The organism is Streptomyces sp. NPDC056222, from assembly GCF_042264065.1.
Taxonomy (GTDB): domain Bacteria; phylum Actinomycetota; class Actinomycetes; order Streptomycetales; family Streptomycetaceae; genus Streptomyces.
In genome coordinates this window covers 1-26,994 of sequence record NZ_JBHJTL010000067.1, presented here as the reverse complement: position 1 = coordinate 26,994, position 26,994 = coordinate 1, and the positions used below count along the sequence as shown (strand labels likewise).

Annotated in this window: 25 protein-coding genes, 1 tRNA gene and 4 pseudogenes; 15 read left to right on the top strand and 15 right to left on the bottom strand. The window is 68.5% G+C overall.

Features of this window, described 5'->3' with window-relative positions; all coding sequences use genetic code 11:
* Window position 1 precedes the first annotated feature (1 nt).
* Both ACFC0D_RS26790 and ACFC0D_RS26785 read left to right on the top strand, forming a co-directional pair.
* Window positions 2–472, top strand: coding sequence for a DUF5959 family protein (locus ACFC0D_RS26790; RefSeq protein ID WP_376440874.1), 471 nt, complete (start codon window positions 2–4; stop codon window positions 470–472).
* Between the two features lie 410 nt (window positions 473–882).
* A pseudogene (locus tag ACFC0D_RS26785) lies at window positions 883–1,135 on the top strand (IS5/IS1182 family transposase); the annotation flags it as partial.
* Here the strand turns inward: ACFC0D_RS26785 and ACFC0D_RS26780 are convergent.
* The 3 genes from ACFC0D_RS26780 to ACFC0D_RS26770 form a co-directional block, all read right to left on the bottom strand.
* Entirely contained in the window at window positions 1,096–1,470 is a 375-nt protein-coding gene (locus ACFC0D_RS26780; protein ID WP_376440871.1) for a hypothetical protein, read from the bottom strand. The pseudogene ACFC0D_RS26785 and the gene ACFC0D_RS26780 overlap by 40 nt on opposite strands.
* Window positions 1,471–1,560: 90 nt before the next feature.
* Complete coding sequence (locus tag ACFC0D_RS26775) at window positions 1,561–2,010, bottom strand: hypothetical protein (RefSeq protein WP_376440868.1); 450 nt, start codon at window positions 2,008–2,010, stop codon at window positions 1,561–1,563.
* Window positions 2,011–2,458: 448 nt separating this feature from the next.
* The gene (locus ACFC0D_RS26770; RefSeq protein ID WP_376440866.1) at window positions 2,459–3,007 is read right to left on the bottom strand and encodes a DUF4279 domain-containing protein; all 549 of its coding nucleotides are present in this window, start codon (window positions 3,005–3,007) and stop codon (window positions 2,459–2,461) included.
* Here ACFC0D_RS26770 and ACFC0D_RS26765 point away from each other — a divergent pair.
* Complete coding sequence (locus tag ACFC0D_RS26765) at window positions 3,006–3,128, top strand: hypothetical protein (protein ID WP_376440864.1); 123 nt, start codon at window positions 3,006–3,008, stop codon at window positions 3,126–3,128. The two genes, ACFC0D_RS26770 and ACFC0D_RS26765, sit on opposite strands and share 2 nt — an antisense overlap.
* Before the next feature lie 242 nt (window positions 3,129–3,370).
* On the opposite strand, the gene ACFC0D_RS26760 is transcribed toward ACFC0D_RS26765, so the two are convergent.
* Together ACFC0D_RS26760 and ACFC0D_RS26755 are read right to left on the bottom strand one after the other, a co-directional pair.
* Window positions 3,371–5,242, bottom strand: coding sequence for a hypothetical protein (locus tag ACFC0D_RS26760; RefSeq protein WP_376440861.1), 1,872 nt, complete (start codon window positions 5,240–5,242; stop codon window positions 3,371–3,373).
* Complete coding sequence (locus ACFC0D_RS26755) at window positions 5,185–6,246, bottom strand: ATP-binding protein (RefSeq protein ID WP_376440859.1); 1,062 nt, start codon at window positions 6,244–6,246, stop codon at window positions 5,185–5,187. Before ACFC0D_RS26755 ends, ACFC0D_RS26760 begins: the two co-directional genes overlap by 58 nt.
* 416 nt (window positions 6,247–6,662) lie before the next feature.
* On the opposite strand from ACFC0D_RS26755, the gene ACFC0D_RS26750 reads away from it, so the two are divergent.
* Complete coding sequence (locus ACFC0D_RS26750; RefSeq protein WP_376440856.1) at window positions 6,663–7,385, top strand: dienelactone hydrolase family protein; 723 nt, start codon at window positions 6,663–6,665, stop codon at window positions 7,383–7,385.
* Between the two features lie 267 nt (window positions 7,386–7,652).
* Here ACFC0D_RS26750 and ACFC0D_RS26745 read toward each other — a convergent pair whose 3' ends face one another.
* Window positions 7,653–7,937, bottom strand: a complete 285-nt coding sequence (locus ACFC0D_RS26745; protein WP_376440854.1) for a hypothetical protein — start codon at window positions 7,935–7,937, stop codon at window positions 7,653–7,655.
* A gap of 333 nt (window positions 7,938–8,270) precedes the next feature.
* Here ACFC0D_RS26745 and ACFC0D_RS26740 point away from each other — a divergent pair.
* Window positions 8,271–8,347 (top strand) — tRNA-Trp (locus tag ACFC0D_RS26740).
* 171 nt (window positions 8,348–8,518) lie between these two features.
* Complete coding sequence (locus tag ACFC0D_RS26735; RefSeq protein ID WP_376440851.1) at window positions 8,519–9,781, top strand: DUF6348 family protein; 1,263 nt, start codon at window positions 8,519–8,521, stop codon at window positions 9,779–9,781.
* A 319-nt stretch (window positions 9,782–10,100) separates the two neighbouring features.
* On the opposite strand, the gene ACFC0D_RS26730 is transcribed toward ACFC0D_RS26735, so the two are convergent.
* Window positions 10,101–11,159 (bottom strand): hypothetical protein, encoded by a 1,059-nt coding sequence (locus ACFC0D_RS26730; RefSeq protein WP_376440849.1) that lies wholly within the window; start codon window positions 11,157–11,159, stop codon window positions 10,101–10,103.
* A gap of 556 nt (window positions 11,160–11,715) precedes the next feature.
* Between ACFC0D_RS26730 and ACFC0D_RS26725 the strand changes: the two genes are divergently transcribed.
* Window positions 11,716–12,774: a helix-turn-helix domain-containing protein gene (locus ACFC0D_RS26725; protein ID WP_376440846.1), complete on the top strand. Its 1,059-nt coding sequence runs from the start codon at window positions 11,716–11,718 to the stop codon at window positions 12,772–12,774.
* A 438-nt stretch (window positions 12,775–13,212) separates the two neighbouring features.
* Here the strand turns inward: ACFC0D_RS26725 and ACFC0D_RS26720 are convergent, their stop codons facing one another.
* Together ACFC0D_RS26720 and ACFC0D_RS26715 are read right to left on the bottom strand one after the other, a co-directional pair.
* On the bottom strand, window positions 13,213–13,359 hold the full coding sequence (locus ACFC0D_RS26720; RefSeq protein ID WP_376440844.1) for a hypothetical protein: 147 nt from the start codon (window positions 13,357–13,359) through the stop codon (window positions 13,213–13,215).
* A 477-nt stretch (window positions 13,360–13,836) separates the two neighbouring features.
* Window positions 13,837–14,712 (bottom strand): NAD(P)H-binding protein, encoded by an 876-nt coding sequence (locus ACFC0D_RS26715; protein WP_376440842.1) that lies wholly within the window; start codon window positions 14,710–14,712, stop codon window positions 13,837–13,839.
* Between ACFC0D_RS26715 and ACFC0D_RS26710 the strand changes: the two are divergent.
* Together ACFC0D_RS26710 and ACFC0D_RS26705 are read left to right on the top strand one after the other, a co-directional pair.
* Window positions 14,711–14,932: pseudogene (locus tag ACFC0D_RS26710) on the top strand (cupin domain-containing protein); the annotation flags it as partial. The gene ACFC0D_RS26715 and the pseudogene ACFC0D_RS26710 overlap by 2 nt on opposite strands.
* 80 nt (window positions 14,933–15,012) lie before the next feature.
* On the top strand, window positions 15,013–15,684 hold the full coding sequence (locus tag ACFC0D_RS26705; RefSeq protein WP_376440839.1) for an AraC family transcriptional regulator: 672 nt from the start codon (window positions 15,013–15,015) through the stop codon (window positions 15,682–15,684).
* Between the two features lie 543 nt (window positions 15,685–16,227).
* Here ACFC0D_RS26705 and ACFC0D_RS26700 read toward each other — a convergent pair.
* Entirely contained in the window at window positions 16,228–16,755 is a 528-nt protein-coding gene (locus ACFC0D_RS26700; RefSeq protein WP_376440836.1) for a transglycosylase SLT domain-containing protein, read from the bottom strand.
* Window positions 16,756–17,709: 954 nt separating this feature from the next.
* Between ACFC0D_RS26700 and ACFC0D_RS26695 the strand changes: the two genes are divergently transcribed.
* Window positions 17,710–19,356 carry a serine hydrolase gene (locus ACFC0D_RS26695; RefSeq protein ID WP_376440833.1) on the top strand — a complete coding sequence of 549 codons (1,647 nt, stop codon included), beginning with the start codon at window positions 17,710–17,712 and terminating at the stop codon, window positions 19,354–19,356.
* A gap of 322 nt (window positions 19,357–19,678) precedes the next feature.
* Here ACFC0D_RS26695 and ACFC0D_RS26690 read toward each other — a convergent pair whose 3' ends face one another.
* A complete protein-coding gene (locus tag ACFC0D_RS26690; protein ID WP_376440831.1) occupies window positions 19,679–20,077 on the bottom strand; it encodes a hypothetical protein in 399 nt (132 codons plus the stop codon).
* Window positions 20,078–20,309: 232 nt separating this feature from the next.
* Between ACFC0D_RS26690 and ACFC0D_RS26685 the strand changes: the two are divergent.
* The 4 genes and pseudogenes from ACFC0D_RS26685 to ACFC0D_RS26670 all read left to right on the top strand — a co-directional run.
* Window positions 20,310–20,917, top strand: a pseudogene (locus ACFC0D_RS26685) (transposase); the annotation flags it as partial.
* A 225-nt stretch (window positions 20,918–21,142) separates the two neighbouring features.
* On the top strand, window positions 21,143–21,787 hold the full coding sequence (locus ACFC0D_RS26680) for a LysE family translocator (RefSeq protein WP_376440828.1): 645 nt from the start codon (window positions 21,143–21,145) through the stop codon (window positions 21,785–21,787).
* A gap of 83 nt (window positions 21,788–21,870) precedes the next feature.
* Window positions 21,871–22,251 (top strand): DUF6221 family protein, encoded by a 381-nt coding sequence (locus tag ACFC0D_RS26675; RefSeq protein ID WP_376440825.1) that lies wholly within the window; start codon window positions 21,871–21,873, stop codon window positions 22,249–22,251.
* A 154-nt stretch (window positions 22,252–22,405) separates the two neighbouring features.
* The gene (locus tag ACFC0D_RS26670; protein WP_376440823.1) at window positions 22,406–23,089 is read left to right on the top strand and encodes a hypothetical protein; all 684 of its coding nucleotides are present in this window, start codon (window positions 22,406–22,408) and stop codon (window positions 23,087–23,089) included.
* A gap of 207 nt (window positions 23,090–23,296) precedes the next feature.
* Here the strand turns inward: ACFC0D_RS26670 and ACFC0D_RS26665 are convergent.
* Window positions 23,297–23,578: pseudogene (locus ACFC0D_RS26665) on the bottom strand (hypothetical protein); the annotation flags it as partial.
* Window positions 23,579–23,589: 11 nt separating this feature from the next.
* The gene (locus ACFC0D_RS26660) at window positions 23,590–24,369 is read right to left on the bottom strand and encodes a hypothetical protein (protein ID WP_376440820.1); all 780 of its coding nucleotides are present in this window, start codon (window positions 24,367–24,369) and stop codon (window positions 23,590–23,592) included.
* A 1,083-nt stretch (window positions 24,370–25,452) separates the two neighbouring features.
* On the opposite strand from ACFC0D_RS26660, the gene ACFC0D_RS26655 reads away from it, so the two are divergent.
* Window positions 25,453–25,749, top strand: coding sequence for a DUF2188 domain-containing protein (locus ACFC0D_RS26655; RefSeq protein WP_376440817.1), 297 nt, complete (start codon window positions 25,453–25,455; stop codon window positions 25,747–25,749).
* A gap of 104 nt (window positions 25,750–25,853) precedes the next feature.
* Here the strand turns inward: ACFC0D_RS26655 and ACFC0D_RS26650 are convergent, their stop codons facing one another.
* Both ACFC0D_RS26650 and ACFC0D_RS26645 read right to left on the bottom strand, forming a co-directional pair.
* The gene (locus ACFC0D_RS26650; RefSeq protein WP_376440815.1) at window positions 25,854–26,246 is read right to left on the bottom strand and encodes a hypothetical protein; all 393 of its coding nucleotides are present in this window, start codon (window positions 26,244–26,246) and stop codon (window positions 25,854–25,856) included.
* Between the two features lie 446 nt (window positions 26,247–26,692).
* Window positions 26,693–26,994 (bottom strand): transposase (locus tag ACFC0D_RS26645; RefSeq protein ID WP_376440812.1); only part of this gene is annotated, 302 nt, incomplete at its 5' end.

Sequence of the window (26,994 nt, the reverse complement as noted above, 5' to 3'; positions counted from 1 at the left end):
AGTGACCGAACCGGACACGGTGGACCTGATCAACCTGCAAGACATGGACGGCAACCGCTGCGTCGTCCGAGTGACCGGCCGCTTCCAGCCGGGGGTGCTCACCGGCCACGACATCCTGCGGGCCGATGTCCTTGCCTCCGCCGACTTCGTCGACGCCCGGCTTGAGCTCTTCCTGTTCCCACAGGACCTCGACACCTGGGAACGCGACCTGACCCGACTCGCACCGGGCAAGGACGCGAGCATCGGGGGAGACCGTGGACTGAGCCTTGTCTTCCACATGCACGAGGACCGCTCTTTGTCCGTGACCGTTGAGGACCCGGACCGCCTCACCGCAATGCTTTGGCTCCAGCCGCAAGGCAACTGGATACACGAGCACCAGCTGCGACTTGAGCACGTTCGAGAAACCTGGCCGAGTGAAGTCGTGGAGACGGCTCCCATGGCTTACGAGTGGAGTCCCAGCCGCAAGCGTTGAGTCGCGACGCCCGCCCACACCCTCACTGCCCAAACACCCCCGACGAGACAGGAAGGCGACTCGGCCCTCCAGACGAGCGGCAAGTTCGACAGCCTGCCCTGAGACGCACCCACATGAGGCGCATCGACCTGAGTCGTGCCTTCGTGCGGCCACGGGCCGGCTAGCCCGTGGCCACTGCCAGGGACCGCACATGTCCGGGGCGGGTGGTCTTATCTGATCATTGGAGAATGAGGTTCGGCGGCGGAGGCAAATGAGGCTGCAGTCCAGTGCGAGCAAGAACTGATGGAGATCGGCGCATCGCTCGCACCGGATACGAAGCCGTTTGAGTTGGTGCAGCCAGGCGACGGAGTGCTCAACCACCCACCGCACCTAGCCCAGTCCGGAACCAAGGGCGACCCCGCGCCGCAGCGTCCGACCAGGTCGGTCACCGTCTGCGGCGACGCCGCGCCGGCGGTCGCCCACCGGCGTTCGACGCGAGGCGTGCAGGCAGCGCAACGCGGTGGAGCGATGCATCAACCGGCTCAAGCAGTGGCGCGTGGCCATGCGAACGGACCAGCTCGCCATCGCCCATCAGACTGCACTCCACCTCGTCGCCCCCTCATCTGGGCCCAGCGACCGCCCGCTCAGCGATCGACCACGCAGCGCCCGTCCGCAGGCCAGGATCCCGTGCTGACGATGTGCTCCACGACCCTGAAAGCCTCGCCGATCGGCACGGCGTCCTCGTCCGGGTACTCGTCGTCCTGCCCGTTGGAGAGGACGAACCCCTCGCTCGATCCGCCCGCTCCTGGATCTACGGCATGCTGCTCGCCGTACTCCCCATCGAACAACACCACCATTGCGCGCTCGGTGTTCGTTACGAAGGCCAGCAATCGTCGGGACGAACTGGTCAGCCACGTCTCAAGCTGCCCGCTGTCGATCCTCGCCCGAAGGGTCTCCGGCACCACTTCGGACGACACAGGGGCAGTCCTGTCGTCATCGATCACCCAGGACTCGATCATGACCACCACGATCTCACGGACAGATCCAAGAGACAGTCCCTATAGCTCGGCTCCGGTCAGCGGACGGATGGGTGAATCCGCGAGCAATAGTCAAGAGTTGTGGGTGAGGCCCTCCGACTCGACGGCGGTGATCTCGGCTGCTGCGAGCTGAGCCTCCTCGCGCACCTCTGAGTCGAGGTGATGGAGGAAGGACTCGATCAGCGGCCGGGCCTGCGGGGCGTGGGTGGCCCCGAGGATGTAGAGCGTGTGGACGAGGAGTTCGCGTTCCATCGTCGGCATGGCTGCCACCAGCGGTTCGACGAGGGGCAGAGGCAAGTCGTAGTGGTTGAACGCCTCGCTGATCGAGTTCAGAGCGGACTCGCGCACCTTGGTTACCGGTTCGTTGACGGCCACGCTGACCAAACGTCCGACGACCAGGCGAGCGGAGTCAGCATCGAGTGCGGCACCGCGCAGGAGGTCCCCGAGGACGGCAGCGGCGACGTCCCGACGGTCCGGATCGCGGTCGGTCAGTGCTTCAAGTGCCTTGAACATGGTGTTCATGCTGCCACCTCGGACCGCTCGACGAGGACGCCGTTTTTCGAAGTGCGCGCCGACACGGACCAGCGGCACCAGGTGGGCGCCGGTGATCGCGCACCGGGCCTGGGCGGATTTTGACGAGCTTGAACACCATCGTCAGGGCCGCAGCCGGACTCCCTGCGCCTCGTGTGACCTTGGTGCAGAGTTGACCGTGGAGAAGGTCGACTCGATGCGGATCGGCCGCGTGGTACGCCCGGCCGTCCGGCGTCGTCCCTCGCACCCGCTCGTGGACCCACGGACGCGCTCCACCGCGCACCGCGCGTCATCGGCCGTACCGAACGTCGTGACCCACACTGCTCCGACCGGGCCGGTCTCGTTGGTGCTTCTCAACGCACCGAGCACAACAGGAGCAGGCGGGCGCACTCGCACATGTCATGACGCCTGGCCACGGGACCCAGTTCCTCATCGGAATTCAGTCCTCGGGCGTGGAAGGGGTCATGTCGTACTCATCGACGTCAAGAAACGCATCGGTGGCGGCAAGAAAGGCGATTGCTTCACGGTCCAGACACCAGCCAAAGAGGTTGGGCTCCTCCCTCTCCTCCGACTGCCTGGCCTCGGCTTGCTGCTCGTCGTCGTTGAAGTAGCGCACGACCTCCAGCACGGCTTGGAGACCCTGCTCTTCTTCGTCCTCTCCTTTGTTGAAGCGCTTCATGAGCTCGGCTATACGATCGGTTCGTGGCCGGAGGCGGTCCAAACCGTGGGTGATCTGTTCGTCCACCCGAAGGCCCGGTTCCCTGCACACGACTTTCCAGCTTTGGAAGAACGGTCTCGCCGGGTCTACGGGCAAGCGGCGCGGGTTGTGCACTCGCGTCTCATCAGGCTCGATACCCAGCGCCTCAGTTATCTCCTGCGGGGTGATGCATCGGCTCCTCAGAGCGAAGTAGACGTACTGGTTGAGAGGTATCCCCGAACAGTACGCGTGCAGCTTAGTGACTGAGCACGACAGGTGGCACCTGAGCATGTACGGCAATCAGCGCCTGTTCCGCTCCGCCGGTCGCGTCGACGCCTTGATGCGCAAGGCGGGCCGAGAGCGCGGCTACGTCATGGATCTGGCCACCGTGTGGCGCTTCGTCGGCAACTGAAACACCGGACGCGTGCACCGGAGCCACACCCGCCGCGATCTGGCCGCCACCTACTTCGCCGACGCCGGCCTGCTCGCCTCCTTCTGGGGGCTGCCCCACCGAGATCTCCATCCGCTTGCCACCCCCTGAGAGGGGAGCGATTGGGCAAGACACGGTCCGCGTCGTGCATGGCCAACCATCAGTCCGCAAAGTGGCGCAACCCGGCGGACCTTCCCGGTCGCAGCACCAGGGCGTCTCGCCGGTCACGCCAGCCGGAAGACCGGCCCCCTGGGCGTGAAGGGCAGGGACGCGCCCTGGGGGATCAGGAAGGCGTGTTCGCGGCGGATGCGCAGGGCGTCGCACCAGCCGTCGGTGATCACCAGCAGCGGCGCCGCGGGCGGGAAGTCCTCGGCCCGCTGAAGCAGGTCGATGCCCGGCTGGAGCACGGTGCCGCCCCGGCCGTGTACCCGTACCCGGCCCGCGATCTCCGTCGGCGGGACATAGCCCGCGTCGTACGGCGCCGCGTCGCAGAACACGACCCGCGCCGCCGGTACGTCGCGGGCCTCGGCGTACGAGGCGATCGCGCCCAGCGCCTTGCCGAGCAGGGCGGCGTTCATCGACCCGGAGGTGTCGAGGACCACGCCGAAGGTGCAGCGGGCGGTCTCCTCGGGCGGGAAGTAGCGGCCCGCGCGCGGGATGTCCGGGGTGGAGGCCTGGCGGCGGGCCGGGCGGGCGTAGGACCGTACGGCCTCCGGCCTCGGCACGTACTCGTCGAACCAGCAGGCGAGCCGGGCGTCCCAGGGCACCGGCGGGTGGGCGAGGGCCCGAATCTCCTGGACGAGCCCGGCGGGCAGCAGGCCGCGCCCGCCGCGGACGTGCAGATCGAAGCCCTGGACGAGGCCGCGCCGGTAGAACTCGTCGAGGTCCGCATACGAACGCCCCGCACCGTGCGCGAGGGGCTCGCCCAGGATGTCCCCGGCTCCCTTGCCGCGCAGGGTGGCGAGGCGCCGCATCCGGCGCAGGTCGGTGGCGATCCGGTCATACACCTCCTCGACGGAGAGCCCCCGCAGCGCCGGGTCGTGCAGCAACCCCTCGGGCATGGTGCCGATCCGCATCTCCACCAGCCAGTCGTTGACCACGTAGTCGGCGGCGACGTTGTGCAGGTACGGGTCGCGGCCGCCGCGGCGCTCGCCGTGGCGCAGGGCGGCGTGCAGCATCTCGTGGGCCAGGATGAACCGCCACTCGTCGTCCTCGAAGGTCCGCAGCGGGTTGATGTAGATCTCCCCGGCGGTGGCGCTGACGGCGGCGATGGAGATGTCCTGGGCGCGGGCCAGCTCGGCGTCGGCGACGACGGTCAGGCCGGCGGCGAGCCCGCCGAGCAGCGGGTACGAGGACACGAACCAGTTCAAGGCCTGGTCCCAGGGGCGCTGTGCCACGCGTTCGCCGGTGGTCCGGTCACGGCGGCCGCCGGCCACGTCCATGGCGGCGGAGACGCTGCGGGTCAGGGCGGCGGCGAAGGCGGTCTGCCAGTCGGGGACGGTTGTGTTCCAGGTCCGCCACGTGGTCAGGATCTGGTCGGGGGCGCGCCCGGCGGTGCCGCAGTGCTCGTAGGTGGCCGGGATGCCGTCGCGGCGCCAGCGGGCGGCGAGCTCGTCCTCGTCGCCGCCGGGGTACTCGGCGGGCAGGTGCTCGGGGGCGCGGCCGACCGGGAAGGTCAGCAGGAATCGGTTGACGACCGTGCAGCGGGCGGCGAGGTCGAAGGGGTCCGGCTGGGACCGGTTCTCGTCCTTGGCTGCCGGGACGTGGCCGAAGCCGAGGTGGAGCAGGGCGTGGGCGATCGTCCAGGCCCACTCGCGGGGTTCGGCCCGCCGGGTGGGGTGGACGTGGACGACGCCGTTGGAGGTGACGGTGGCCAGCCCCTCGGCCGGGGACTGCGGGCATCCGGCATCGCGGCAGATCTTGCCGTCGAGGGCGCCGAGGGCCGGGTTCTGCTTGACCAGGGCCAGGCCTTCGGCGAAGGCCTGGGTGGCCGGGTCGGGCTTGGCGGCGGCCTTCGCCCGGGCCTTTCCGCTCCGGCTCACCGGCGGGCCTCGACCAGCCGGGGCATGTCGCGGGCGGCCTCGATCAGGAACCATCCGGGCAGCACGGGCTGGCCGTCGGCGTCGTCGGCGATGACGGTCTGGGCCACCTCGACGGAGATCTCGGCGAGTTGGACGAGGAGCGACTTGAAGCGGTACGTGTGCTGCCGCAGCGCGGGCGAGACGTGTTCCTTCTGCGCCGGGAGATCCTTGAGCAGGCGGCCGCGGAAGGCCTCCGCGAGGTAGTAGAGCAGGTCGCGGTCCTGGAGCCGGGCGGGCCAGGAGGCGTCGCCCTTGAGGATGGCCTCGATGCCGAAGGTGTGACGGACGATCTTGGCGTAGCCGCAGAAGGAGACGGCGTGCGCGGGGGTGAGCGTGCCGTGGGCGACCACCTTGAGGGTCTGCTCGTCCAGCTCCGCGCCGAAGGAGTGCAGGGCGTCGGAGAGCATGTGCCAGGAGCGCGGGGTGGAGAACGGCTCCTCGGTCTTGGGCGGCTGCGACCAGAGGTGGTCGGGTCGGTCGGTGAGGTAGTCGGTGACCCAGGAGTGGATGCCGTGCTCGCCGGCCCACACCAGCCAGTCCTGTGCGGACGCCTGGAGGTGGACGTGGGTGAGGCGGTTGACAAGGGCGGAGGCGATGGGCCGGGCCAGCGCGTTGTCCGTGGCGCGGTTGCCGGCTCCGATGACGATGGAGCCCGCGGGCAGTTCGTAGGAGCCGATCCGGCGGTCGAGGATCAGCGAGTAGAAGGCCTTCTGGACGTCCGGGCTCGCGGCGTTGAGCTCGTCGAGGAAGAGGCAGTACGGCTCGTCGCGGGCGATGGCCTCGGGCGGGCAGAAGACGGAGCGGCCGTCGCGGATCTGCGGTACGCCGATCAGGTCCTCGGGGGCGAGCTGCGTGCCGAGGAGGCTGACGCACTCCAGGCCCAGTGAGTCTGCGAACTTCCGCACGAGCGAGGACTTCCCGATGCCGGGCGCCCCCCAGAGGAACACGGGCCGCACGGTGGCGAGGCCGAGCAGCAGTTCGGGGATCTGGGCGGGGGTGACGGTGACTGCAGCCTGCACGGGCGGGGTTGTCCTTCGAGGGTGGGACGGTGTGTGGTGCGGCCAGTCTGGTCGCACCACACACCGTCCGGCATCCGGTTTTAGGGGCCTCGAAGGTGCCCCGGACGTCGCCCCGGGCCGGGCCGTCGATGACGTGCGGGTGCCGGCCCCTGGGCGGGCACGACTCAGTGACCTCCAAGGACCCCAAGTGGCTCTACGTACTGCCTCCGTGGCGGCCGGCCACGGAGTCTCCGTAAAGAATCTGCTTGGCGGACCACGGCGGCACTTGCTACGTTTCCGGAGGCCGTGCGAGAGAACGAGGAGGTGGTACCCGTGAACGCAGTATCGACATGGGTGCTCCCCTCCGGGGTCACGGTCGGACGATAGGGCAAGTCGTCCGGGAGCGCCGTTCACGAGCACTCCCGAAAGGCACGACCATGCACTTCACTTCCGAGCAGCGCCTCGACGACGGTGTCCTCGAACGCGAATTCACCCTCGACGAGATCCCCGGCACCCTGTGGACGCCTGAATCCGCCGCACCGGTCCCGCTGATCCTGATGGCCCACAACAACGGCCTGCCCAAGGGGGCAGCCCGGCTGGTGGCCCGGGCGCGGCACTCTGCGGCGTACGGCTACGCGGTGGCCACCATCGACGCCTCCGGGTGCGGCGACCGGCCCCGTTCCGCCGCCGACGAGCGGGCTCGTGCCGAGCTCCGCCGGGCGATGCAGGCCGGCGAACCGGTCGACGAGATCTTCGAGTCCTTCATCGGCCCGCTGGTCGAAAAGGCGGTCCCGGAATGGCGGACTACCCTGGACGCCCTCCTTTCGCTGCCCGAGATCAGTGGCCCGGTCGGGTACTCGGGGTGGACCGCCGTCGGCATCCGCCTCGCGGCGGTCGAGCCGCGCATCGCGGCCGCCGGATTCTTCGCTGGGGGCTACGTGCCCCGCGCCCAGCGCGAGGAGGCTCGACAGGTCACCATTCCGCTGCTGTTCCTGCTGCAGTGGGACGACGAAGGGAACCCCCGGCAGCGCGCCTTGGACCTGTTCGACGCTTTCGGCACCACGGAGAAGACCCTGCACGCCAATCTGGGCGGACACACCGGTACCCCGTGGTTCGAGGTCGAGGACGGCAACCGGTTCTTCGGCCGACACCTGAAGTGAGGCCGGCCCGTCAGGCGGACAGCAGACGGTAAGCAGGCCCGGCCAGGACCGCCGTCTCGTGCCCCGAGACCCCGTCATTCCGGCCCCAGCAGCGGCCAATGCACGTGGGACTACGGGAACAGCGTGTGCTCAGGGCTGCGTTTCGCAATGCGGGCGAGGTGGCGCACGATGCGCGCGACGAGCTTGTCGCCTTCGGGCAGTGCTTGTAGGTGGCGAGGACCCCGCGCAGGGCCGACCTCAGCCAGCCGGGGCCAGCCGTACGCCCACCTACACCCCTTCGAGCCGTGCCAGAAGCAAGGCCAGTGGAAGTGTGATGAAGGCGAGCACGAGACCCGCTGCGGCCAGCCCGCTGCGAATCTCCCGCTTGCCACGAATCCCCAGGTACGCGGCGACCAACGGAAGCACGCAGCCCAGAAGCAGGCTGAAGCGCCAGCCCTCCTCCCTGAGGAAGAAGACCATCGCGCCCACACAGGCCGGGACAGACACAACCGTCAACACTCGGCTGCGCGAAAGGAAGAGTTCGAGGTCCTCGACTCCACTGAAGAAACTCAAGTCCGGTCCCTGTCCTCTTCGCCGTCTGTCGTCAGGTGATCGTAGCGGCCGGTCCCACCCGGAACGTTCCGTCCACCGGCGAGTACCACTCGGCGCTCTGCAGCCTCCCGAGGTGCCGAGGCGTCGGGCAGGCCGAGCGGGAGGAGCAGTCATGCGCTCCTGCGTATCACTCAAGCCTGGCTCTGACGCTGCACCAACTTGCGAGGCCGGCTCGGGACTATGGCGTCGACCACGGGCACCCAACGCGGTCCTGGATCTGCGACGCAGTGACCCGGCTTGCGGGAATATCCGGTGGCGACGAGGACCTCCACGATGCCAAGCTCACCTCACCGAAGGGGCGTAGCTCAGCTGGCCAGAGCAGCGGACTCCAAACCCGTACGCCGCAGGTTCAAATCCTGCCGCCCCTGCCAAATCGCCGAGGACGCCCGCTCACCGCGCAGTTGAGCAGCGCCTGAGCGAGACTCCGCTCACCGACGGCTCGGCGCGACCGGCCCTCTGCCGCTACCGCCGCCGACATCACGGCTGCCCAGGCACACGGAGATGCAAGTGGCGCACCAACACCGCCTCCGTATGATCCCCGCATGTCCTGGATACGCCGCCGCCCACGCGCCACCGAGCCACCCAAAAGCCGATTGCCCGATCTCGAGTTCCTCTCCCTGGTCCGCGACGCCCTGGAGGAGGTCGCCCCCGGCTGCACGGCGAGGGCCGAACTCAAGGGCAACTCACTGCTCAGCCCGCAGGGTTGGGCCGTCGGTGTCGGGCCGGCGGGGCACGAAGACGACCGGCACTACGACCTGATCGCCTTCCCGAACGTGAGCATCCAGCCCGACGTGCCCTGCTTCGTGGACTGCGTCGTGGTGGTCACCACACCACGCGATGCGGCCGGCCTCTGGGCCCGTTCCGCCGGTGCCTGCATGCTCGAACTGCTCGACGGGCACGAGCAGCTCGCCCAGCACTGGGGCCCCGACGAGGGGCGCGGCGTACCGGGGTGGCGATCCATCACCTCGGGCGTGCTGGCGTACGGAATCTCCGACCGGGAGAACCTCCGTCTCCAGAACGCACTACTGGAGACGGACGTGCTCCACGAGATCGCGCACACCTTCACTGCCGACCTGGAGTCGCCCTGGTTCAACGGTGTCCGGGTCTTCTACGGCGGTGCCCCAGGCGCAGTGGAGGCCGAGGTGCGGGTCAACGGTGAGCGGCACGAGGCCGCATCCGCCGCGCTGGCCGCGCTCGGCCTGCCCGAGCCGACGGTCTTCACCGTCGCCCGGTCCTTCACTCTGGTGCTGCCCGTCGACTCCGGCCAGGAGCGGCACGAACACGCGGCCGGCGGGTGCGGGTGCGACTGCGGCGGCACCTTGGACCCGGAGCACCCCGGCTTCGCCCACACTCTCCCCCACCTGATCGCCGAACTCTCCCCGGCCGAGCGGGCGGAGCGGGTCGCCACCGATACCGGCGCGGTGATGGTCGCCCGAGGTGTCGGCAACTTCCTCAAGGTCCGGCTGCCGATCCGCCTCGACGACGGCCGCACTGTGGTCCACCTGGCCTGGGTGTGCCTGCCCGCCGAGGTGATCGAGGACTACACCCGCCGGGTGCACGACGGCACCCTGGAGGGTCACCGTTTCGAGGGCCTGTTCTGCAACGCCATCGAGCCGTGGGGTGAGGAGCTGCTCAAGGCGCATGTCCTACTCGGCGGGCAGCGGGTCGAGGCGGACGGCTCCATCCGATTCAGCGAGGTTCTCGACTCCGAGCACCCGCTGCTGGCCCGGATCCTGCGCGAGAGCTGGCCGGCCGCGTTCGTGCTCGGCGCCCCCGACGCCGCCCCCGGGCCGTACCACTCCTGACCATTCGCCATGTGCGTGACGTGGACCGGGCTGAGGTCGATGCGGGTGCTGGTTCGACGACTCTTCGAGCCGGGTGGGCGGCCGGGGTACGGAGGGCTGGTCTCGGTGCAGGGCAGGACAGCCGGTCTTCACGCGCAGTCTCCGGGCAGCGGCGATTCTGTTCGGTTCCGCCGACTGATCCCACGGTCGGAGCTGTCACACACCAGGGCCGTCGCCGGCCACCTGGGCGGTCGGGCTGGGCAGGCACAGCCCGACCGCGATCCAGGCGCGCGCCTGAGAGAGACGGGCGACCTAACGGTGCCCGCCTCCGGGCGAAGGTTCAGCCGGTCGGCAGGCCCAGCCCGTAGTAGGTGACGTGGTAGCCCTCGACGTAGCCAGCCTCGCCGCCGACGATCAGATCGGTGGGGTCGTTCGCCCCGGCCGCCCTGGCCGTCGCCACGAGCATCTCCGCGAGTACCCGGCCCTTCGGCTCGCCGGGGCCACCCGCGTCCACGCGCCATACGGGATCGCCGTCGCCGAAGACCGACGCCGTGTGCGGGTGCTCGGCGACGGTGCCCCAGCCGAGAGCGGCCAGATCGACGTCGTCCGGGGCGAAGCAGCCGATCGAGAGCCGGTCGCCGCACGCCACATCGAAAAGGAGGGGCGCGCTGTGGCCGTTGCGCCCGTAGAACGGCATCCCGATCCGGATGCCCAGGGCTGTGGTCTCGGCGGGCAGCGCGCCCAGGAAGTCGCCCAGCGACCGAGTGACCGTCTCCCAGCTACGGGCAGTCCAACCGCCCGGGAAGCCGAGCCCGACGTTGGCCTGGTCACGGTTGCTGCCGAAGAAGCCGCTGATCGAGTGCTCCTCGCCGACACCTTGACGCCAGAACCAGTTCTCCGCCGGGTCAGTGGGCTGCAGGACCAGCTCGGGCCCCGCCTTCCCAGCGCGCAGTTCAAGAGTGTCCGGCATGCCACGCCAGCGTAGAAAGGGTGCGCCCCAGTGCGGTTCGCTGTCGTAGAAAGGGCCCATGTCGCCGTGCGAGCCCATGATGGACGGCTTACCCAGAGCCGAGGTCACTTCCTCTTTCGCGGCGCGGAAGGCAACTGCCTGTGCTGCGGCGTCCGGCGCGGGAGCCGACACCGGGACCGCGATCTCCACGTACGACTCGCCGTTGGCATAGCGCTTCTCGTATTCGCCGACTGGGCGCAGGCGAGCATCGCCCGAGGACCGACCGGTGATCAACACAGGAGCGTCCGACGTGCCGCCCCAAGCCCAGCCGAGCTCGGCCGCCACAGCCCTCACCCCCTCCGGCGTCCAGCCGTCGGTGTCTACCGCGACGAGTCGCCGGGCGAGCTCTCCGATGGATTCCTCTGCTGTGCTTCCCCGTTGTGCGTTCATCCGGCCATCGTGCCGCATTGCATGCCGGACACCTTCCAGGGGGTTCACAGTGGCAGTCGGCGGACGATCTCGCCCGACGGCAACGTTGTGCGGCCCGGCCACCGAGGCACGGAGAAGCCAGCGGCGATGGCGGTGCAGCACTCGTGGGGTGCCGCAGTAAGGCCGCGTCAGCAGGACGCCGACCAAAGCGTGTTACAGAAGGTGCGCCCAGCACGCGCTCGGGTCATCTGCCCGTACCCCCGGGCCTGTTCAGCGGCCGGCCGTCGGCGGGGGTCGCTGTCGGCCCGGCGTCGCAGGCACTCAACTTCTCGGTTCCAGGCGGCCACCCCACGACGGCAAGGGAAGAAGTCCGACAGAGGGCTCCCACTGGAAGCTGGTCAGAACCAGACGCCGACGTGGGTGACTGCGGGTGATCGGCTCACCGCAGCGGCACGAGCACGTGTCCTGTCCGGAATCGCGTGTCTGATAATTGATCACGTGGCGGTGCTGGGAAGCACGGCTGTGCGACAACCGGTAAGGGGCTGGTTCGCTGCCATGTCGAGGCGTAGGGGATTGCATGGGATTGCTGGTTGCGTCGGAGGCTGTCAGAGCGCGCGCGGACAGGTTCGACTGGTTCTGCGAGACAGTGTCCACCGATGTCATGCCCGTCATGCTCAGCACCCGGCATACGGCCGACTTCCGGGCAGGCATCACGGACCTGGACCTCGGCGTGGTGCGGCTGTCCGCCTTGGCTTGCTCACCAGTACTCTCCCGCCGCACCTTGGCTCATGTCCGGCGTGGCGATCCCGAGCATCTGCAGCTGGCGCTCGTCACACAAGGTGCTGTCAGAATCTCCCAGAGGGGCAACGATTCGGTGGTCGCGGGGGGACTCGTGCTCACGGACACGTCGCGGCCGAGTGAGGGAGCATGCATCGGCGGACAGGTCGAGTCGGTGGTCCTGCAAATTCCCCGTACGGCCCTGGCGCTGAGCTCAGACCGGGTGGACCGCCTTCTCGCACGGGGCATGGCCGCAGACGTGGGGTCCGGAGCGGTCTTCGCCGACTTCCTGAAGTCGCTGCTCACGCGCGGCCCGCGCTGTCGCCCCGAGGAGCTGCGCGGGCTCGGGTCAGTCGCCCTCGACCTGGCCATCGCGTTTCTCGCGCGGCACATCGGTGACCCTGGGGAGGCACCCGCGGAGGCCCGTGCGCAGGAGACATTGCAGCGGATCCACCGTTTCATCGAGAACAACCTTGGCGACCCTGGCCTGACTCCCCAGGTCGTCGCCGATCGGCACAACATGTCCCTACGCCGGCTCTACACGCTCTTCGGCGACCAACCCCTGACCATCTCGGCATGTATCCGCCAGAGCCGCCTGGAGCGCGCGCACGCCGACCTCGCGTGCGGGGAACTGAGCGGTCAGCCCGTTCAAGTGATCGCGACTCGCTGGGGTTTCTCCAGCGCCACGGCGTTCAGTCGGGCATTCCGCGAAGCCTACGGGATGACCCCTACCGAACACCGTTCGTTGTCCCTGAGCTCCCCACGGCACGCAGAGCACAGAAACCCTGCACGTCACGCACACCACCGCGCGTCGCTCGGGCCTAGATTCACCGTTGCTGGGAACACCGCCTCAACGTGAGCGCAGCCGCGGTGGCGTGTTTCCAGCCTGATGACGTGTGTCGTGGACCGGTTGTTGCCGGCTGTATGAAGGGGGGCTTCCTCGTGGCACTAAGTATTGCCAAGCTTGGGGGCCGTGCTGTTGGGGTGGTTACGGCGAGTGTGCTTGTGTCGCCCCGCCTTCCGGCGCCGCCCGCTGCTGCGATGCCCTGGGAGCTCTCGGCGAACGCCCATAGCGGCAAGTGTCTTGAGGTTGCGGACTGGCGCAACGACAACGGCACGCCGGCCCGGCAGTGGGACTGCCAATTGGCGGGGACGACATGTAATGGACCTCCTCTCACGTCAGCGAGGTGGGCTAGGCCATCTACAACGAAATCAGTGGTAGGTGCCTAGTGGTTGCGGGACTGGAGTACGGACAACGGTGCTCCAGTCCGGCCGTGGGCTGCACCGGAGGGACTCATCAGCGGTTGGGCATCCAATCCGGCGGATCCGGCGACTCGATGGCCCTGATCAGCGTGCCCAGCGGCCAGTGCCTTGAGATCGCGGACTGGCGCTCGAAGCCGTCGCCCCTGCCCCGCTCCTCGCGGCGGGTGATGCCCTGCAGCACCGGTGCCTTGGTGAACTCCCCCGTGGAGAAAGTGTCCTGGGGTGTGGGAGACAGCAGGGTGCCGCCGTAGACGGGCCCGTATTCGGGTCCCGTTCCGAAGTCGGCCCAACAGAGCCGCCTGTGCTCTCGGCTTCGGCAGCGAGTACAGCCTACGCAGTTCGTGCGCAGCCGAGTGCGTAGCAGTGACCTCGTATCCCATCGTGATCAGGCGTCTGATGCCGCCGCTGGACCGCGGGACGGTGAGGTAGCCGACCGAATCGGCTTCGCTCATCGGCTCGAAGCGGCAGCCGCTGGTGTCGCGGATGAGGAGAGTCAGGGCCGCAGTTGGCGACTTCCGCCGACTGTGGCACTCGTCGTTCGGCTCGAAAGCGTCGATGCCGTCGCCGTCGTTCTCTCAGATTCTCGCATCGAGCCACATGGGCGGAACCGGGCGCGGAAGGTCAGCGGATCACTTCTGCCGGTGGTGCGGCTCTGTGCTCACTCGCGCCACGCACCGACAGACGCTTTCACGTAGTCGGTGAAGTCACGCGGTTGTCGGCCGAGAGCGCGCGCTACTCCGTCGGACAAGTGGCTGTCCATTCCGCGTCGGATCGGGCTCACCGCCTCCGCATAGTCCTCCGCCTCGGCGGCCGCCCATCCCCGCCCGGTGAGTTCCGCGACGAAATCTTCGGGGGACAGCGGGACGTACCGGATGTCCCGGCCAGTGGCCCCGGAGATCTCAGCGACGGCTTGCGCAATGGTCAGGGCCTGGGTCCCGGAGAGTTCGTAGGTCTGCCCGTCGTGTCCTTCCTCGGTGAGCGCCGCGACCGCGACCCTGGCGATGTCGCCGGCATCGACGAAGGAGACCGCACCGTCCCCAGCCGGCAGCCTCAACTCACCGGCGAGGATCGCGTCCAGGAAGATGCCCTCGCTGAAGTTCTGTGCGAACCAGGCAGGTCGCAGGATCGTCCACGCGACGCCGCTGTCGCGCACCGCGCTCTCCCCGTCAATGTGTGTGGCACCGGCGATGCTGGCTTCGCCGGAGTATCCCGGCACTTCCACGCCGCGCCCCGACAACAGCACGATGCGTTCGATGCCGAGCTCGACGGCACGCTCGACGAAGGGGCGTGTGAGGAGTTCCCCGTCGACCGGCACGAGGTACACGGCCTTCACGCCGTCCAGCGCGGAATCCCAGGTGGCACGGTCCAGCCAGTCGAATCGCGGTTCGCCGGCGCGCGATGCCACCCGGACAGGAGCCCCCTGCGTTCGCAGCAGGGTCAGGACCCGGCTCCCGGTCTTTCCCGTGGCGCCGGTCACCAGAATTGGTTGCTTGGTCATGAGGTCATTGAAGTCATCTCCCGCGAGATGATCCATGGCTCGGAAACTCACTTCGATGTCTGTGCGTCTCGCTAGCGCCGTGGATGTGCTCTCCGAACTGCTCGACGGAGTGAGGGCCCGCGGCGCCCTGTTCCGTCGGACCGTCATGGACCAGCCATGGTCCCTGTGTTTCGCCAGCGGATCACCGCTGACGCTGGCCACGATGCTGCGCGGCCAGGCATGGATCGTGCCTGCCGATGTCGAACCGGTGTCGGTCGGGGCCGGGGACATCACGGTCATCCGCGGCCGGGCGCGCCCTATACGGTCACGGACGACCCGGCCACCCCACCACAGATCGTGGTCGAGAGCGCCGACTACTGTCTTCGCGGCCCCGACGCCGGTGAGGCCGACGACGGCCGGGAGGGCTCAGCCCTCCTTCTCAGCGGCGCCTACACCGGCCAGGGTGAGATCAGCGAGCGGCTGCTGCACGCGCTACCCGAAGTCCTGGTGGTCCGCAGCACCGACGTTCACCCGCCACTGCTGGAACTGATGGTCGAGGAGATCATCAGGGACGGCCCCGGCCAGCAGGTGATGCGTGACCGGCTGCTCGACCTGATGCTCCTTTCCACATTGCGGACCTGGTTCGATCAGTCCGAGGCGCATGCGCCCGCGTGGTACCGGGCGATGGATGACCCGGCGGTGGGCCATGCTGTGCGACTGCTCCACTCCGATCCGGCCCACCCATGGACGGTGGCCAACCTGGCGGCCGAATCGGGACTGTCTCGCGCCGCGTTCGCCCGCCGGTTCACCGCACAGGTCGGCGAGCCACCGATGACCTACCTCACCTCTTGGCGCATCGACTTGGCCGCCGAACTGCTACGCGGGACCGACGCCACGGTCGGCTCGATCGCACGGAAGGTGGGCTATGCCAACACCTTCGCGCTTAGCGTCGCCTTCAAACGCCTTCGCGGCATATCTCCTACCGAGCACCGTGCCGCGGCGGCGGCGCCAGTCTTGAGGCTCGGTTGAGCGCTCAGGGTCGACAACTCGATCAGTCGCCCAACTCAAGCAGTCACCCCGCCAAGTGGGGCACTCAGTCACACGCGGTGCGGACCTGACCCGTGCCCAAGAGGCTCCGCCCCTGTCCCCAATCCGGATCCTTTGACGAAGGCAGTACCGCGGCAGGCCCACCGGACCTGGGCGACTCGCACCGGTCACCGGCTGATCGAGGGCCCCGGGTCGGGGCGCCGGAGGCGCCCACGCGCTGGGGCAGCTCTTCCTGGAGGGTGGTCCCTTCCGCGGGCGGACCCGGGTGTTGCTGGTGGCCGTCGCACCCCGCTCGGCCCGTCCCGGGCCGAGGTCCCCCGCTGGGTGCGGTTGTTCGTCGAGCGCTGGGCAGCGTCCGGCGCGACCGACACAGGTGTCCACGGTGCGAGGCGGGGCCGCCCTGGACGAAGCGCTACAGGGCGAGGGCCGGCAAGCAAATGCGACAGCCAGTGACGGCGCTGGCGACGTCACCGGCTGTGTGGCGCCGAGGGGCCTCGAGGCGCTCGGCGGGCCGGGAAGGGTGGATCAGTAGGCGGAGTCGACGTTGTCGATGGAGCCGTACTTGTCGGCCGCGTAGTTGGCGGCCGCAGTGATGTTGGCGACCGGGTCGGTCAGGTCATGCGGGGTTCCGGGGACGTGGTAGGCGTCGAACGTCGGCTGGATGACCTGGAGCAGGCCCTTCGACGGCGTGCCGTTCTGCGCGTTCACGTCCCAGTTGTTCTGGGCGTTCGGGTTGCCGGAGGACTCACGCATGATGTTGCGGTGCAGGCCCTCGTAGCTGCCGGGGATGTCCTCGGCCTTCATGATGTCCAGGGCTTCCTTGATCCAGCCGTCGAGGTTGTCGGCGTACTGCTTCTTCGCCTTCTTCGCCGCCGGAGCAGCCACCGCCGACACCTGGGACGCCGAGACATTCGCCGATACCGGGGCTGCCTGAGCGGGCGACGGGGCCAGCGTGAGCGCCGCCGCTGCGGCACCTGCGGTGACTATGCCTGCGACGGACAGCTTGCGGAATCGGGCGATGCGGCTGGTGGTGTTCTGCGTGGTGGCGGTCATACGCGAGTAACTCTCCATCTGAAGACGACGTGGGGATGCCGACCGAATGCGGTGCGGCGGAAGCGGAGCAGCTCTCCGCGAGGCGGCGGGGCGGTCGAGCGATGCTCTGCTGTCCGGCCCGCACCGGGATCCCCGGAACGACAGCCATGGTTAGGGGCGCTCCGAGCCCAGCGCAAGGATGTGACGTACTACCCCACCGCATAGCAAATGTCCGAAATGATCTGCCGCGAGCCACCCGGGCGCGGGATCACGGGACCCCCGCGTACTACCTCCCTTAGGACGTGACGTAGGTCCTGTGCGGGGCATCACAGCTACGGCGACTGTCCAGGCAGCCTCATTACTCACCGGCCTGGGCCGCTCACGCTCCGTGTATCGCCAGAGCGTCGGCTTCACGCAGGGTCCCTTCGGGGCCAGTGTCCCGACCTACCCGACCTACCTGCTTCGCGAACCGTTCCCCCTGCCACCGGCCTCCAGCCAGACCTCGCCATGGGACTCGCTGGGCCACAACGCCGAGCTCACGGTCTTCGTACGGAGCACCAGCGTGAGCCGGAGGCTTGAACCTCACACGCGGCTCCTGCCGATAGCCCTGAAATCCGCATCGCCGTGCCCTGCGGGGCCGTGCCTGAGATCCGTACGACGGCGACCTGCGGCGGGCGGGCACTGCCAGCCCTGGACCGCTCTTTGCAGGCTGGGACCCGAGGGCCTGTGCCGGTGGGTCTGAGCCGGTGAGTCTGAGATCGGGCTCCCCTCATTCGGGGGCGGCTGCCGTGCGAATGTGACCGATTGGCAACAGGATGACCGGATGAGCAACTTTCCGACCACCTCGATTCTCTAGGTGCTCGACATGGTCAGACGCGGGTAAGAGGCCGAACGATGAATGCAGTACCGGTGAACGGGACGTCCCCCAGCGGGTCGGAGAGCGGGCAGACGCCGGGCGGCGAGGACGTTGCGCCGGTGGAGAGTACGGGCGCCGTCGAGGGCGGACGGGCGCGTTCCGCCGTCCTGGAGGAACCGACGCCTGAAGCGGAGGTGGATACCGGTCCCGGCACGGCGCCGGAGGCCGAGCCGGAACAGGCACCGGAGCACGCGTCGCAGCCCGGCCTCGCGGTCGACCGCGTGGCCGACGCGGGCCCGGGCGACACCGCGGACCAGTACGAAGCCGCCCCCGAGCCCAAGCCGCAGCCGCAGCCGCAGCACGAATCGACACAACCACTCACGCCCCCTACTGCACCCGTACCCGACCTCGCCTTCTCACAAGACGCCCTCCGTCGCGGTCCGGAACCGAGGCAGGAGGCCCCGCTGACCGCGCTCGATCTGCTGGCGCAGCTCACCGATACTCCCCCGCCGCCCACGGCTCCGAAGCGGACCCTCATCCGGCGGATCAGACTCTGGACTCCGTTGGTCCTGCTGCCGGCCGTGGTCTTCATGGTCGTGCAGGCGCTACGGCCGCTGCCGGAACCCACACTCGGCGGAGCCGAGGCCTCGTACGCGCTGCCGGGCCGGTTCGAGATCCCGTGGCCCGACCACGGGCAGGGAGCGGTCCGAATTCCCGGGACCGGCGAGGTCGCCGTGTTCGGTGCGCAGAATCCGGTGCCGACGGCCAGCGTCGCGAAGATCATGACGGCGTACGTCATCCTCAAGGGGCATCCGCTGCAGCGGGGCGAGGAGGGGCCGCAGATCACGGTGGACGCCAAGGCCGTCGCGGACGGGACGGCCAAGCACGAGTCCAGGATCCAGGGCCTGAGGGTGGGGGCCACCTTCAGCCAGCAGGACATGCTGAAGATGCTGATGATCCCGTCAGGCAACAACGTCGCTCGGCTGCTGGCCCGGTGGGACGGCGGGAGCGACTCCACCGAGGCCTTCGTGGCGAAGATGAACGCGGCGGCCAAGGACCTCGGGATGCACGACACCACCTACACCGACCCCAGCGGGCTGGACCGCAAGACCGTGAGCACGGCCGTCGACCAGCTGAAGCTGGCAGAGGCGGTCATGAAGTTCGACGTCTTCCGGGCGATCGTCGCCATGCCGACCGCCACGATCAAGGGGCTGCCCGAACCCTTGCACAACAACAACGGCAGCCTGCTGATCGCCGGGCTGAGCATCAGGGGCATCAAGACCGGATCCAGCACGCCGGCGGGCGGAACGCTGGTGTGGGCCGCGTACAAGACGGTCGGCTCGCGAACGCCGCTGATCCTCGGCTCGATGATGGGCCAGCGGGTCGAGGGGGCCGACCCGGATGCCATCAGGAGCCTGGCCCTGGTGAAGTCCAACAGTGAGAAGGTCGTCGCGGCCGTCCGCGCGGGTCTCACGTCCGTGACCGTCATCTCGAAGGGGCAGGTCGTCGGGCACGTGGAGGACGGTCTGGGCCGGCGCACACCTGTGGTCGCTGCGAAAGACCTGCAGGTCGTCGGCGTACCCGGCCAGAAGCTGGACGCCGTCCTGAGCGGCAACGGCAATGCGCTCCCCCGCTCGGCCGCGGCGGGCACCGAGGTCGCCACGCTGACCGTGGGCAGCGGGCCGGGTGCCCCATCGGTCCCGGTGACAGTGCAGACGGATCTGACGGAGCCTGCCTTCACCGACAAACTCACCCGCCTCGGCTGACGGGCACAGCCGCCACGACTGGTCCACCCGCGGGCCATGCGCAGGTACCTCGGCGATGTAGCGGTGCTGAGCACCGCTACATCGCCGTGTGGAGAGTGCCCGTCGCCGCTGTGGCGACCGTGCCCCGGCGCGCGAACGACGCGGCCGGCAGCCCCGCCGCCTCACGCTCCACGCCACGGCTCGGGGGCCTGCGCGGCGCCGCGGCCCTGGTGTCGGCAGCAGAGTGCCGGGCCGGACGGGAGACGGGGCGCAGTCTGGGCCAAGGCGACGGGCACGGGGAACTCCACGCCCGCCACCCCATCGGGTGGCGGGCCTTGTCGTGTCAGTGGGTGCTCACGGGCGTGGGTTGTGTGGCTTCGACTGCGGCGTCGATGATCTGCTCGTACTCGTCCTCCGTGAGGAGGGACTCGAGTGCGATGTTGAGTGCCCAGCCGACGTCTGCTGTGAGTGACTGCTCGCCGAAGCGGGGTCGCAACAGCATCGAGAGGTGGTCTCGTCGAAAGAGCAGCCGCAGGGTCTGTCGGTCGCGTTGACGGTGGACAGCTTCTTGGGCGAGGGCGACGAAGGGTGCGTAGTCGTCGCCCATGAGCTTGTGCATGGTTTCGAGCTGGGCGTACGCGGCTTGGAGTTTGAGGGTCCAATCGCCGGCCTGGCCGAATCGGGCTTCGACTGATTGGCGGAGTGCGGCCCGGCGCTCTGGTTCGTCGTGAAAGTCGGTCATGGCTACGAGGTAGCGCCTCAAGGTGTTGTGCCTGGCGAGGCGCGCCTGAGGTGGTCCCCCATCTGGGCGTGACCTTCTGGCTGTGGCTTGGTTGCCTTGTCGTGGAGCTCGCGGAGTTCGTGGAGCCCGTAATTGGCGCCTACACGGAGGACCCGCGCGTACCGCTCGTGCCCCCTGCTGAAGCCCGAGAAGTTGGGGGGCTACCTCCGACTGCTCGAGTCGTCCCGGCGCGGATCGAGTCGCTACTCCCGGACCGGACTCCGACGGCGGCAGGTGGTGGCGGGACCACGGTGAGGTGATCGAAGCAATTGCCTGGAAGTTCCAAGCCGGGTCGCCGTGGGTGCACCTGCCTGAGCAGTACGGCAACTGGCGGGGTGTCCACAACCGACGGCGGCTGTTGGTCGTTGGCCCTTGTGTTCACCGCCGGACAGGCTGGTGACGCACCCGCTTTCGCGGACATGATGGCCCGCCTGCGCGTCCCACGCCGACGCGGCAGACCTCGCACCAGGTCGGATGGGGTCCTGACCGACAAGGCGTACTCCTCGCGCGCCTTTCGCGACCGCCTGCGCAAGCGTGGCATCCGAACGATGACCCCGTCCCGGCAGAGCAGCGGGGGCCACCGCCTGCGTCGAGGCGGGATCCCAGGTCGCCCGACGCGGCGTCGCCCACGGCTCCGGACTGGGCAAGGTGCGCCGGGTGGTCGAGCGCGCCTTCGCCTGGCTGCACCCAGTTCAACGGCTCCGCACCCGCTATGAACGACGCGCCGACCTCCACCAGGGCCTGCTTGAACTGGCCTGCAACCTGATCCGCATCCGGCGACTGTCCGGCCGCCTTGAGTGAGCAACTGGGACCTGTCCGGCCGATCATTCGGAAATCGCCGACGCGTTCACGGGCAGTCGTTGATGCCGTGGGCGGCTGGAGTCAGGGCGCACGGAGACGCCGAACGGCAGGGCCGTATCCTGAGGCAGGCGACGAAGGCACTGCCGATGCGTCGCAACCGGCCGTAGCCGCCGGGCGCCGCCTACGCCGGGTACCAGGTACCCGGCAAACGATCGGGAGTTGACAGTGATCAGTCTGGCCGCAGTGGGGGGAGTGGCCCTGGTCGAATTGGGCATGGCCCTGACTCCTGGACCGAACATGATCCACCTCGCCTCCCGAGCGATTACCCAAGGCCGCAGGGCGGGCCTGGTCAGTCTGAGTGGCACCGCCGTGGGATTCCTGTGCTATCTGCTGGCCGCGGCCGCCGGCCTGTCCGCGTTGTTCGCCGCCGTGCCGTTGGCGTTCACGGTGGTCAAGCTCGCCGGGGCCGCCTACCTGGCCTACCTGGCCTGGGACATGCTCAAGCCCGGTGGCCGCTCACCCTTCGCTCCTGCCCAGGACCTGCCTCCCGTCTCCGACGCCCGCCTGTTCTCGATGGGGCTCCTGACGAACCTGCTCAACCCCAAGATCGCTCTCATGTACGCCGCTCTTCTGCCCCAGTTCATGGATCCGCAGGCGGGTCCGGCCTGGGCGCAACTGCTGCAGCTCGGTGGTGTGCAGATCATCGTGGGGATCTCCGTGAACGCTCTGATCATGCTGGGCGCAGCACGGGTGTCGGGGTTTCTGGCTGCCCGGCCCCGCGTGATGACCGCTCAGCGGTTCGCGGCAGGCGGCTTGCTCAGTGTCTTCGCGCTGCGCACAGCCCTGTCCCGTACGCCTGTTTCTGCCTGAGCCATGCATGTGCACTTGAGTGCAGCGTGCCCGCACTACGAAAATCAAGCGTTGCCGCCCGGCGCATCATCGAGGATGCCCCTATGAACGAAGATCTCGTGAGCTTCCTCAAGACGCGGCTGGACGAGGAGGCCGACTTGGCCCGGCGCTGCGACGGCGACGGATGCGGGGAGTGGTCCGCTCACGGACACACGGTCGACTTCCGTCAGGCCGATCTCGCAGGCTTCCACCCCACGATTGCCCAGCATGTGGCCCTGCACGATCCGGCCCGCGTCCTGCGTGAGATCGAGGCCAAGCGACGCATCCTGGCCCGTCACGCCCGCAGTCCGGCAGTGGGCGACCCGGAACTACCGTGGGACGACCGCAACGACTGCCAGTTCGACGGCGACTCCTGGCCATGCGACGACCTGCTTGACCTCGCCTCACCCTACGCCGGCCACCCTGACTTCCCCTCGCGACTCTGAAGCGTCACAACCACGAGAGAGCGCACGACGGGCCAGGAGATCTTTCGGTGTGAAAACCGCTGGAAACAGCCTGCGTACAAGGCTCACAGGACGGAGTCGAACGCCGCGCGGACGCGCGCACCCTGATGTGGGCTACCGCTTGTAGATTGATCACATGAGCGATCAACGCGGTTCAGGTCTGCGGTGGATCGGCGAGCATGCCTACCAGGAGGCGAACGGCCGCATGCCAGGAATGCTCCGCGGCATTTCCCTGACCGCGGCCCGTGGCGTGGACACGGAGGAGTTCCTCGTCCGGCTGGGCGCGGATCCTGAGCAGCTCGAATGCGGGGACCTGTACAAGGAACGCCACGAGCTCGCCATACCTCCAGACATGGGAGACGTCAGCCGCGCCATGTACGGCACGTGCGGCGCCTGGCTGTACGTCCTGGAGGACACATGGGCTGCCACTTGGTCCCTCGGCTACCGCGAGGTACCGGAGATGGAGCCCCTCGTCGGCGAGGAGATCATCTGTCTCACCCTGAATCTCGGACCGGGCCCCTCGCGGATCCTGCACGCCCCGGGCGACGACGCCCGTACCTGGCAGGCCGAGTTCGCCGAGAGCACCGGCCGGAACTCGAACCTCGACGCCGCCCTGCATGCTGCCGGGGCCGTCTTCCCCACCGCCTACGACGGCGTGCACAGCCAGGAGGAGGCGTCGCGGTACTTCGAAGAGCACCACCACGATCTTCCAGCCCGCGTGTTCGCCGGAATAGGCGACTACTGCGGCCTCGCGATCGACCGGGCCACGGTGGAAGCCGGCACGCTTCCACTCGTCCTGCTGCCGGTCCCACAGCTCTGAGACGTACGATCCTCTCCCGAGCGTCGACTTCGCCCTGCGCGGCGGCTGCCCCGGCACCGACGCTTGCGGCCAGGCCGCCTGACCCTGCGCGACCTCCGCCATACGATGCCCAGGTGCCCGCTCATGGCCGCATCGCGACCCGGCTGCGGACGAGTATCGCGTCAACGAGGCGTGAGCCCCGATGGGGTGAGGTGTTCAGCCGCCGCGCTAATGGTCGGCGATGGCGACAAAAGCGGCCTTGGGCTCCCAGGGCAGGTCGGGGTAAGTGTCGCCGTGGCATTTCGAGGAAATTGACGAAGCCGAGTCTCGCGAGGACAAGGTCATTCGCGGGGATCGCCGTAAGGGCGGTGCCGCAGGTTGAAGAGCGTGAAGCGGAACACGAAGGCACTGTCGACGCCTTCCCTCTCGAAAGAACTCCAGCAGCTCACTCAGGTATGCCGCACGGCCGGCTTCGTCGCGCTCGATTGCCCCGGTCAGCCGGAGCGGCGCGCCCGCAGGGGTCAGGACCCGGGCAGGTTGATGCAGTATTCGTTGCGGGAGTTCCCTCGCATCGAGCTCGCCAGTTGGGAGACGTGGTGGGCCTGGGCGGCGGACAGGCGGCGCGCCTCCCACACGAGCGCCGCGGCGTCCACGGCCTCCGGAGTCGGAGGCCGTGGCACCTCAGGCAGAGTGACGCCCGTCAGCGCGGCGAGTTCGCGGGCGTCGATGCCCAGTAGGGCCGCGAAGTCCGTCACCAATCGAGGTGTCAGGTCCTTGTAACCTTCGCCGATCACGCGATAGGTCACCGTCGACAGGTACGTGGGTGTCACGACACCCAGGATGTGCGCCATGCCCGACCAGCTCAGGTTGCGGTAATGGAGCATGGAGACCATCCACCCGCCCGGACCGTCGGCGAGATACTCAGACCACTTCGGGGCGAAGCGGGAAGATCGTTCCTCTTGCGGCAGTGAGCGGATGAGCTGAAGGAGTTCCTGCCGTCCCGCCACTGGGAGGTGCACCGCGTCCATCACGAAGTCCCGCACCGACCGCTCGGCAGTGGCGTCCACCGGCGCCATATCGTCCGGGACCGCCAGCCCCGCGAGGATGAAGAGATCGAGGGCGTGGAAACCCACCGCAGGCGCGAGCCGCCGGAGCAGCCCCTCGCTCGGGGTGTCCCCCGCCAGCACCGCTCGGATTTCGTCCGCAGGCAACCCGGCGCGGTCGGCCAGCGCCTCTACGCCGAGCTCTCTGTGGTTCAGTAACCACGTCAACATCGCGCCGAATTCGGGGTTCTCCGTCATGCCCGAATCCTAAAGCTTGCCCCACTCCCGCTTGCTCGGCGTCCGCGCCAATGCGTGCCAGTCCGTGCATAGTTGAGCAGCTCCGCCATGACCCGGCTGCGTCCGAAGGTGGAGAGCGTCAGCTCGATGAGCCAGTGGCAGACGCCGGAGGTCGTAGACAGTCGCAGGCGTCAACGGGGCGAAGAACTCCTCGGGCAGGCTGACGCGTCCGAAGAGCGGCTTGTGCACTGCAGGAGCCGGGCGTCGGGTGCACCGATCTGCCGGCAATGGCCCCGCTTTCGAGGCCCATCAGCCGAGCCCCTCGGCTGCTGACTACAGGACGGCGGCTGCGTCCCCCTCCTGCAGGTCCGTACAGGAGGCGGGTGCGAAAGTCCGGTCCACAGCTGCCGGGCACATGCCTTCCAAGAGGCCGATCTACCGTTCGGCCCGGGCCGCCAACCGCTCGACGGCGGCGGAATCGGTCCGGCCGCCGCCACTGGCGCGTCCAGTGCGGTGTACCAGCGCCGTACGACGGTCCAAGGCGATCCCGCCCGTGGAGTCCGCGTAGTGATCGTTGAGGTGGATGCCGAGCAGGCGTTCCGGTCCGGGTGAAAGGGACCGGCAACGGCAAGGTTGGGAATGCCTGTCACCAGCTCCCGTCAAAACTGCCCTGTGCGGACCGCCTGGGCATCGGCGACCAGCTGGCAATTCGTCCCGGTCAGGCCCATGAGGGTGCGGTCGGGGGTGAAGCTGAGATCGGCGCCGCTCCGGCCTTTTCCAGGCCGCGAAGCTGCGCCTTGGTGAAGGCGGTCTCCAGGGTGACGCGTATGGGGCCTCATGCGGCGGCACAAGGTGCGCCGGGGAGCGGGAATGACCCTCGGGGCGTGCGATCACGGCGGGGCCTGCATAGCCTGAGGTCAGACCCAGGGAGTTCCTGGAGGACGTGATGCCCGCTCGAAGTCTATGGTCCGGGGCGCCTTCGTTCGGGCTCGTGGCATTGCCGTGCAGCCCCGAACCAGCTACGGAGAGTAACGGCGTTGTGTTCCTGCAGATCCACCTGCCTTCCGGCGCCGGGAGTCCGCCTGAACGGCGAGGAGAAGAATCATGACAGCGAAGCAGACCGTCTACCACGTCACACAATCCGGCGAGCGGGCGGCGGCCGCGGGCGTGAAGTGGCAGGTCGAGGGCAGGGAAGGCCGTCGCATGCTGCACGAGCCGCACCGTACACAGAAGGACGCGATCGACGCCGCACGCGACCGGGCCAAGGAGCACACCCCCGCGCAGGTCGTCGTCCACGCCCGCGACGGACACATCCGCACCGCGTACACGTACGGCGACACCCCGGCTACGCCGCCCGATGAGCGTGGACGCAGGGCAGGGCAACGCGGGGGCGTCTTCTAGGGTGCGTCCGGTGGGGCCCTGCTCCCATCGGTGTCGAGGCCCGGACCAGCACGCCCAGAGATCGCCTGACGCTCTACCGGCTGCTGTTTCCCCAGGTCGGAAGCTCAACTGGTGAGGTGCCGTCGGACGAAAGGCGCCGTTCCCAGGACGAATGCAGTGAAGACGACCAGTCGTTGGAGGCCGGGCTGAGCGGCGAGGCTGCTGTGTTGGATGCCGTGAATGGCGTACCAGTTGGCAGCGAGGTCGGTCGCCATGATGACGCAGGCGAGGTCTGTCCCTCGTCGCATACCGCTGATCAGAAGCGCAGCTGCGAGCAGGTCGAGGAGCGCCAGCGAGGACCAGTAGATGTTGAGCCACTTCGGAGCCCATTCGTACGCTTGAAGGCCGTGGCGAAGAAGGTCGGTGACATGTACGACGGCGCCGAAGAGGAACAGGCCGGCTGTGACAACGCACACCACGACCACTCGGAGTGGGGTGCGGTGCATCCAAGTGATCACGTCACGGATCGTCCCAGCCGCCGGCGTGTCCCGTCAGGCAGTTGGCGCAGGATGATGCCCCCTTCGTGCAACGTGTTTTGTCCGGCTGTAGCCGTTGTTGGCGACGAACAAGAAGCCGGATGGCCGCCGAAGTGGACCCAGCGGCAGCTGATCAACCGCATCCGGTGGCGGACACGGACTCCCCACAGTTCGAGCCCGCACTGAAGCAGATCCAGGTACATCGCCTGGGACCGGGCAGGCCGCGCACCCGCCCCGACCGAGTGCGGGCCGACAAGAGGTACGCCCCCCTCGGAAGAACCACACCCACCTGCGCAGACGCGGGATTCGCTGCCCATTTCGGACAGGGCCGACGACGCCCGCAACCGCAAGAAGCTCCGCGCCCGTGGGGGCCGCAGCCGACGGTGGCCACCCGCTACGAGAAACTCGCCCTTCGCTACTAAGAGGAGCTAACACAATGCTCGGACGCGTCTGTAGGTGATCACGCAGCAGGCCAGCTTGAGGAACGCCTCATGGATGTCATCCCGGATGTCCCATCGGATCCGAAGCCGTCGGAATCCGTGGATCCAGGCGTTCGTGCGCTCCACCACCCACCGCACCGGGCCCAGACCGGAGCCGTGTGGCACACCCCGGCGGGCGATCACGGGTTTGATGCCGCGCTTCCACAGCAGTCGGCGGTACTTGTCGTAGTCGTAGCCGCGGTCGGCGTACAACTGCCTGGGTCGGTGGCGCGGGCGGCCGGTCGCCCCTC

Coding starts and splice junctions, on each gene's coding strand:
- ACFC0D_RS26780 (WP_376440871.1), bottom strand. CDS start 1,470: ATGATCGAGTCCTGGGTGATCGATGACGACAGGACTGCCCCTGTGTCG.
- ACFC0D_RS26775 (WP_376440868.1), bottom strand. CDS start 2,010: ATGAACACCATGTTCAAGGCACTTGAAGCACTGACCGACCGCGATCCG.
- ACFC0D_RS26765 (WP_376440864.1), top strand. CDS start 3,006: ATGTACGGCAATCAGCGCCTGTTCCGCTCCGCCGGTCGCGTCGACGCC.
- ACFC0D_RS26770 (WP_376440866.1), bottom strand. CDS start 3,007: ATGCTCAGGTGCCACCTGTCGTGCTCAGTCACTAAGCTGCACGCGTAC.
- ACFC0D_RS26760 (WP_376440861.1), bottom strand. CDS start 5,242: ATGGTTCCTGATCGAGGCCGCCCGCGACATGCCCCGGCTGGTCGAGGC.
- ACFC0D_RS26750 (WP_376440856.1), top strand. CDS start 6,663: ATGCACTTCACTTCCGAGCAGCGCCTCGACGACGGTGTCCTCGAACGC.
- ACFC0D_RS26735 (WP_376440851.1), top strand. CDS start 8,519: ATGTCCTGGATACGCCGCCGCCCACGCGCCACCGAGCCACCCAAAAGC.
- ACFC0D_RS26730 (WP_376440849.1), bottom strand. CDS start 11,159: ATGAACGCACAACGGGGAAGCACAGCAGAGGAATCCATCGGAGAGCTC.
- ACFC0D_RS26725 (WP_376440846.1), top strand. CDS start 11,716: ATGGGATTGCTGGTTGCGTCGGAGGCTGTCAGAGCGCGCGCGGACAGG.
- ACFC0D_RS26715 (WP_376440842.1), bottom strand. CDS start 14,712: ATGGATCATCTCGCGGGAGATGACTTCAATGACCTCATGACCAAGCAA.
- ACFC0D_RS26700 (WP_376440836.1), bottom strand. CDS start 16,755: ATGACCGCCACCACGCAGAACACCACCAGCCGCATCGCCCGATTCCGC.
- ACFC0D_RS26690 (WP_376440831.1), bottom strand. CDS start 20,077: ATGACCGACTTTCACGACGAACCAGAGCGCCGGGCCGCACTCCGCCAA.
- ACFC0D_RS26675 (WP_376440825.1), top strand. CDS start 21,871: ATGAACGAAGATCTCGTGAGCTTCCTCAAGACGCGGCTGGACGAGGAG.
- ACFC0D_RS26670 (WP_376440823.1), top strand. CDS start 22,406: ATGAGCGATCAACGCGGTTCAGGTCTGCGGTGGATCGGCGAGCATGCC.
- ACFC0D_RS26660 (WP_376440820.1), bottom strand. CDS start 24,369: ATGACGGAGAACCCCGAATTCGGCGCGATGTTGACGTGGTTACTGAAC.
- ACFC0D_RS26655 (WP_376440817.1), top strand. CDS start 25,453: ATGACAGCGAAGCAGACCGTCTACCACGTCACACAATCCGGCGAGCGG.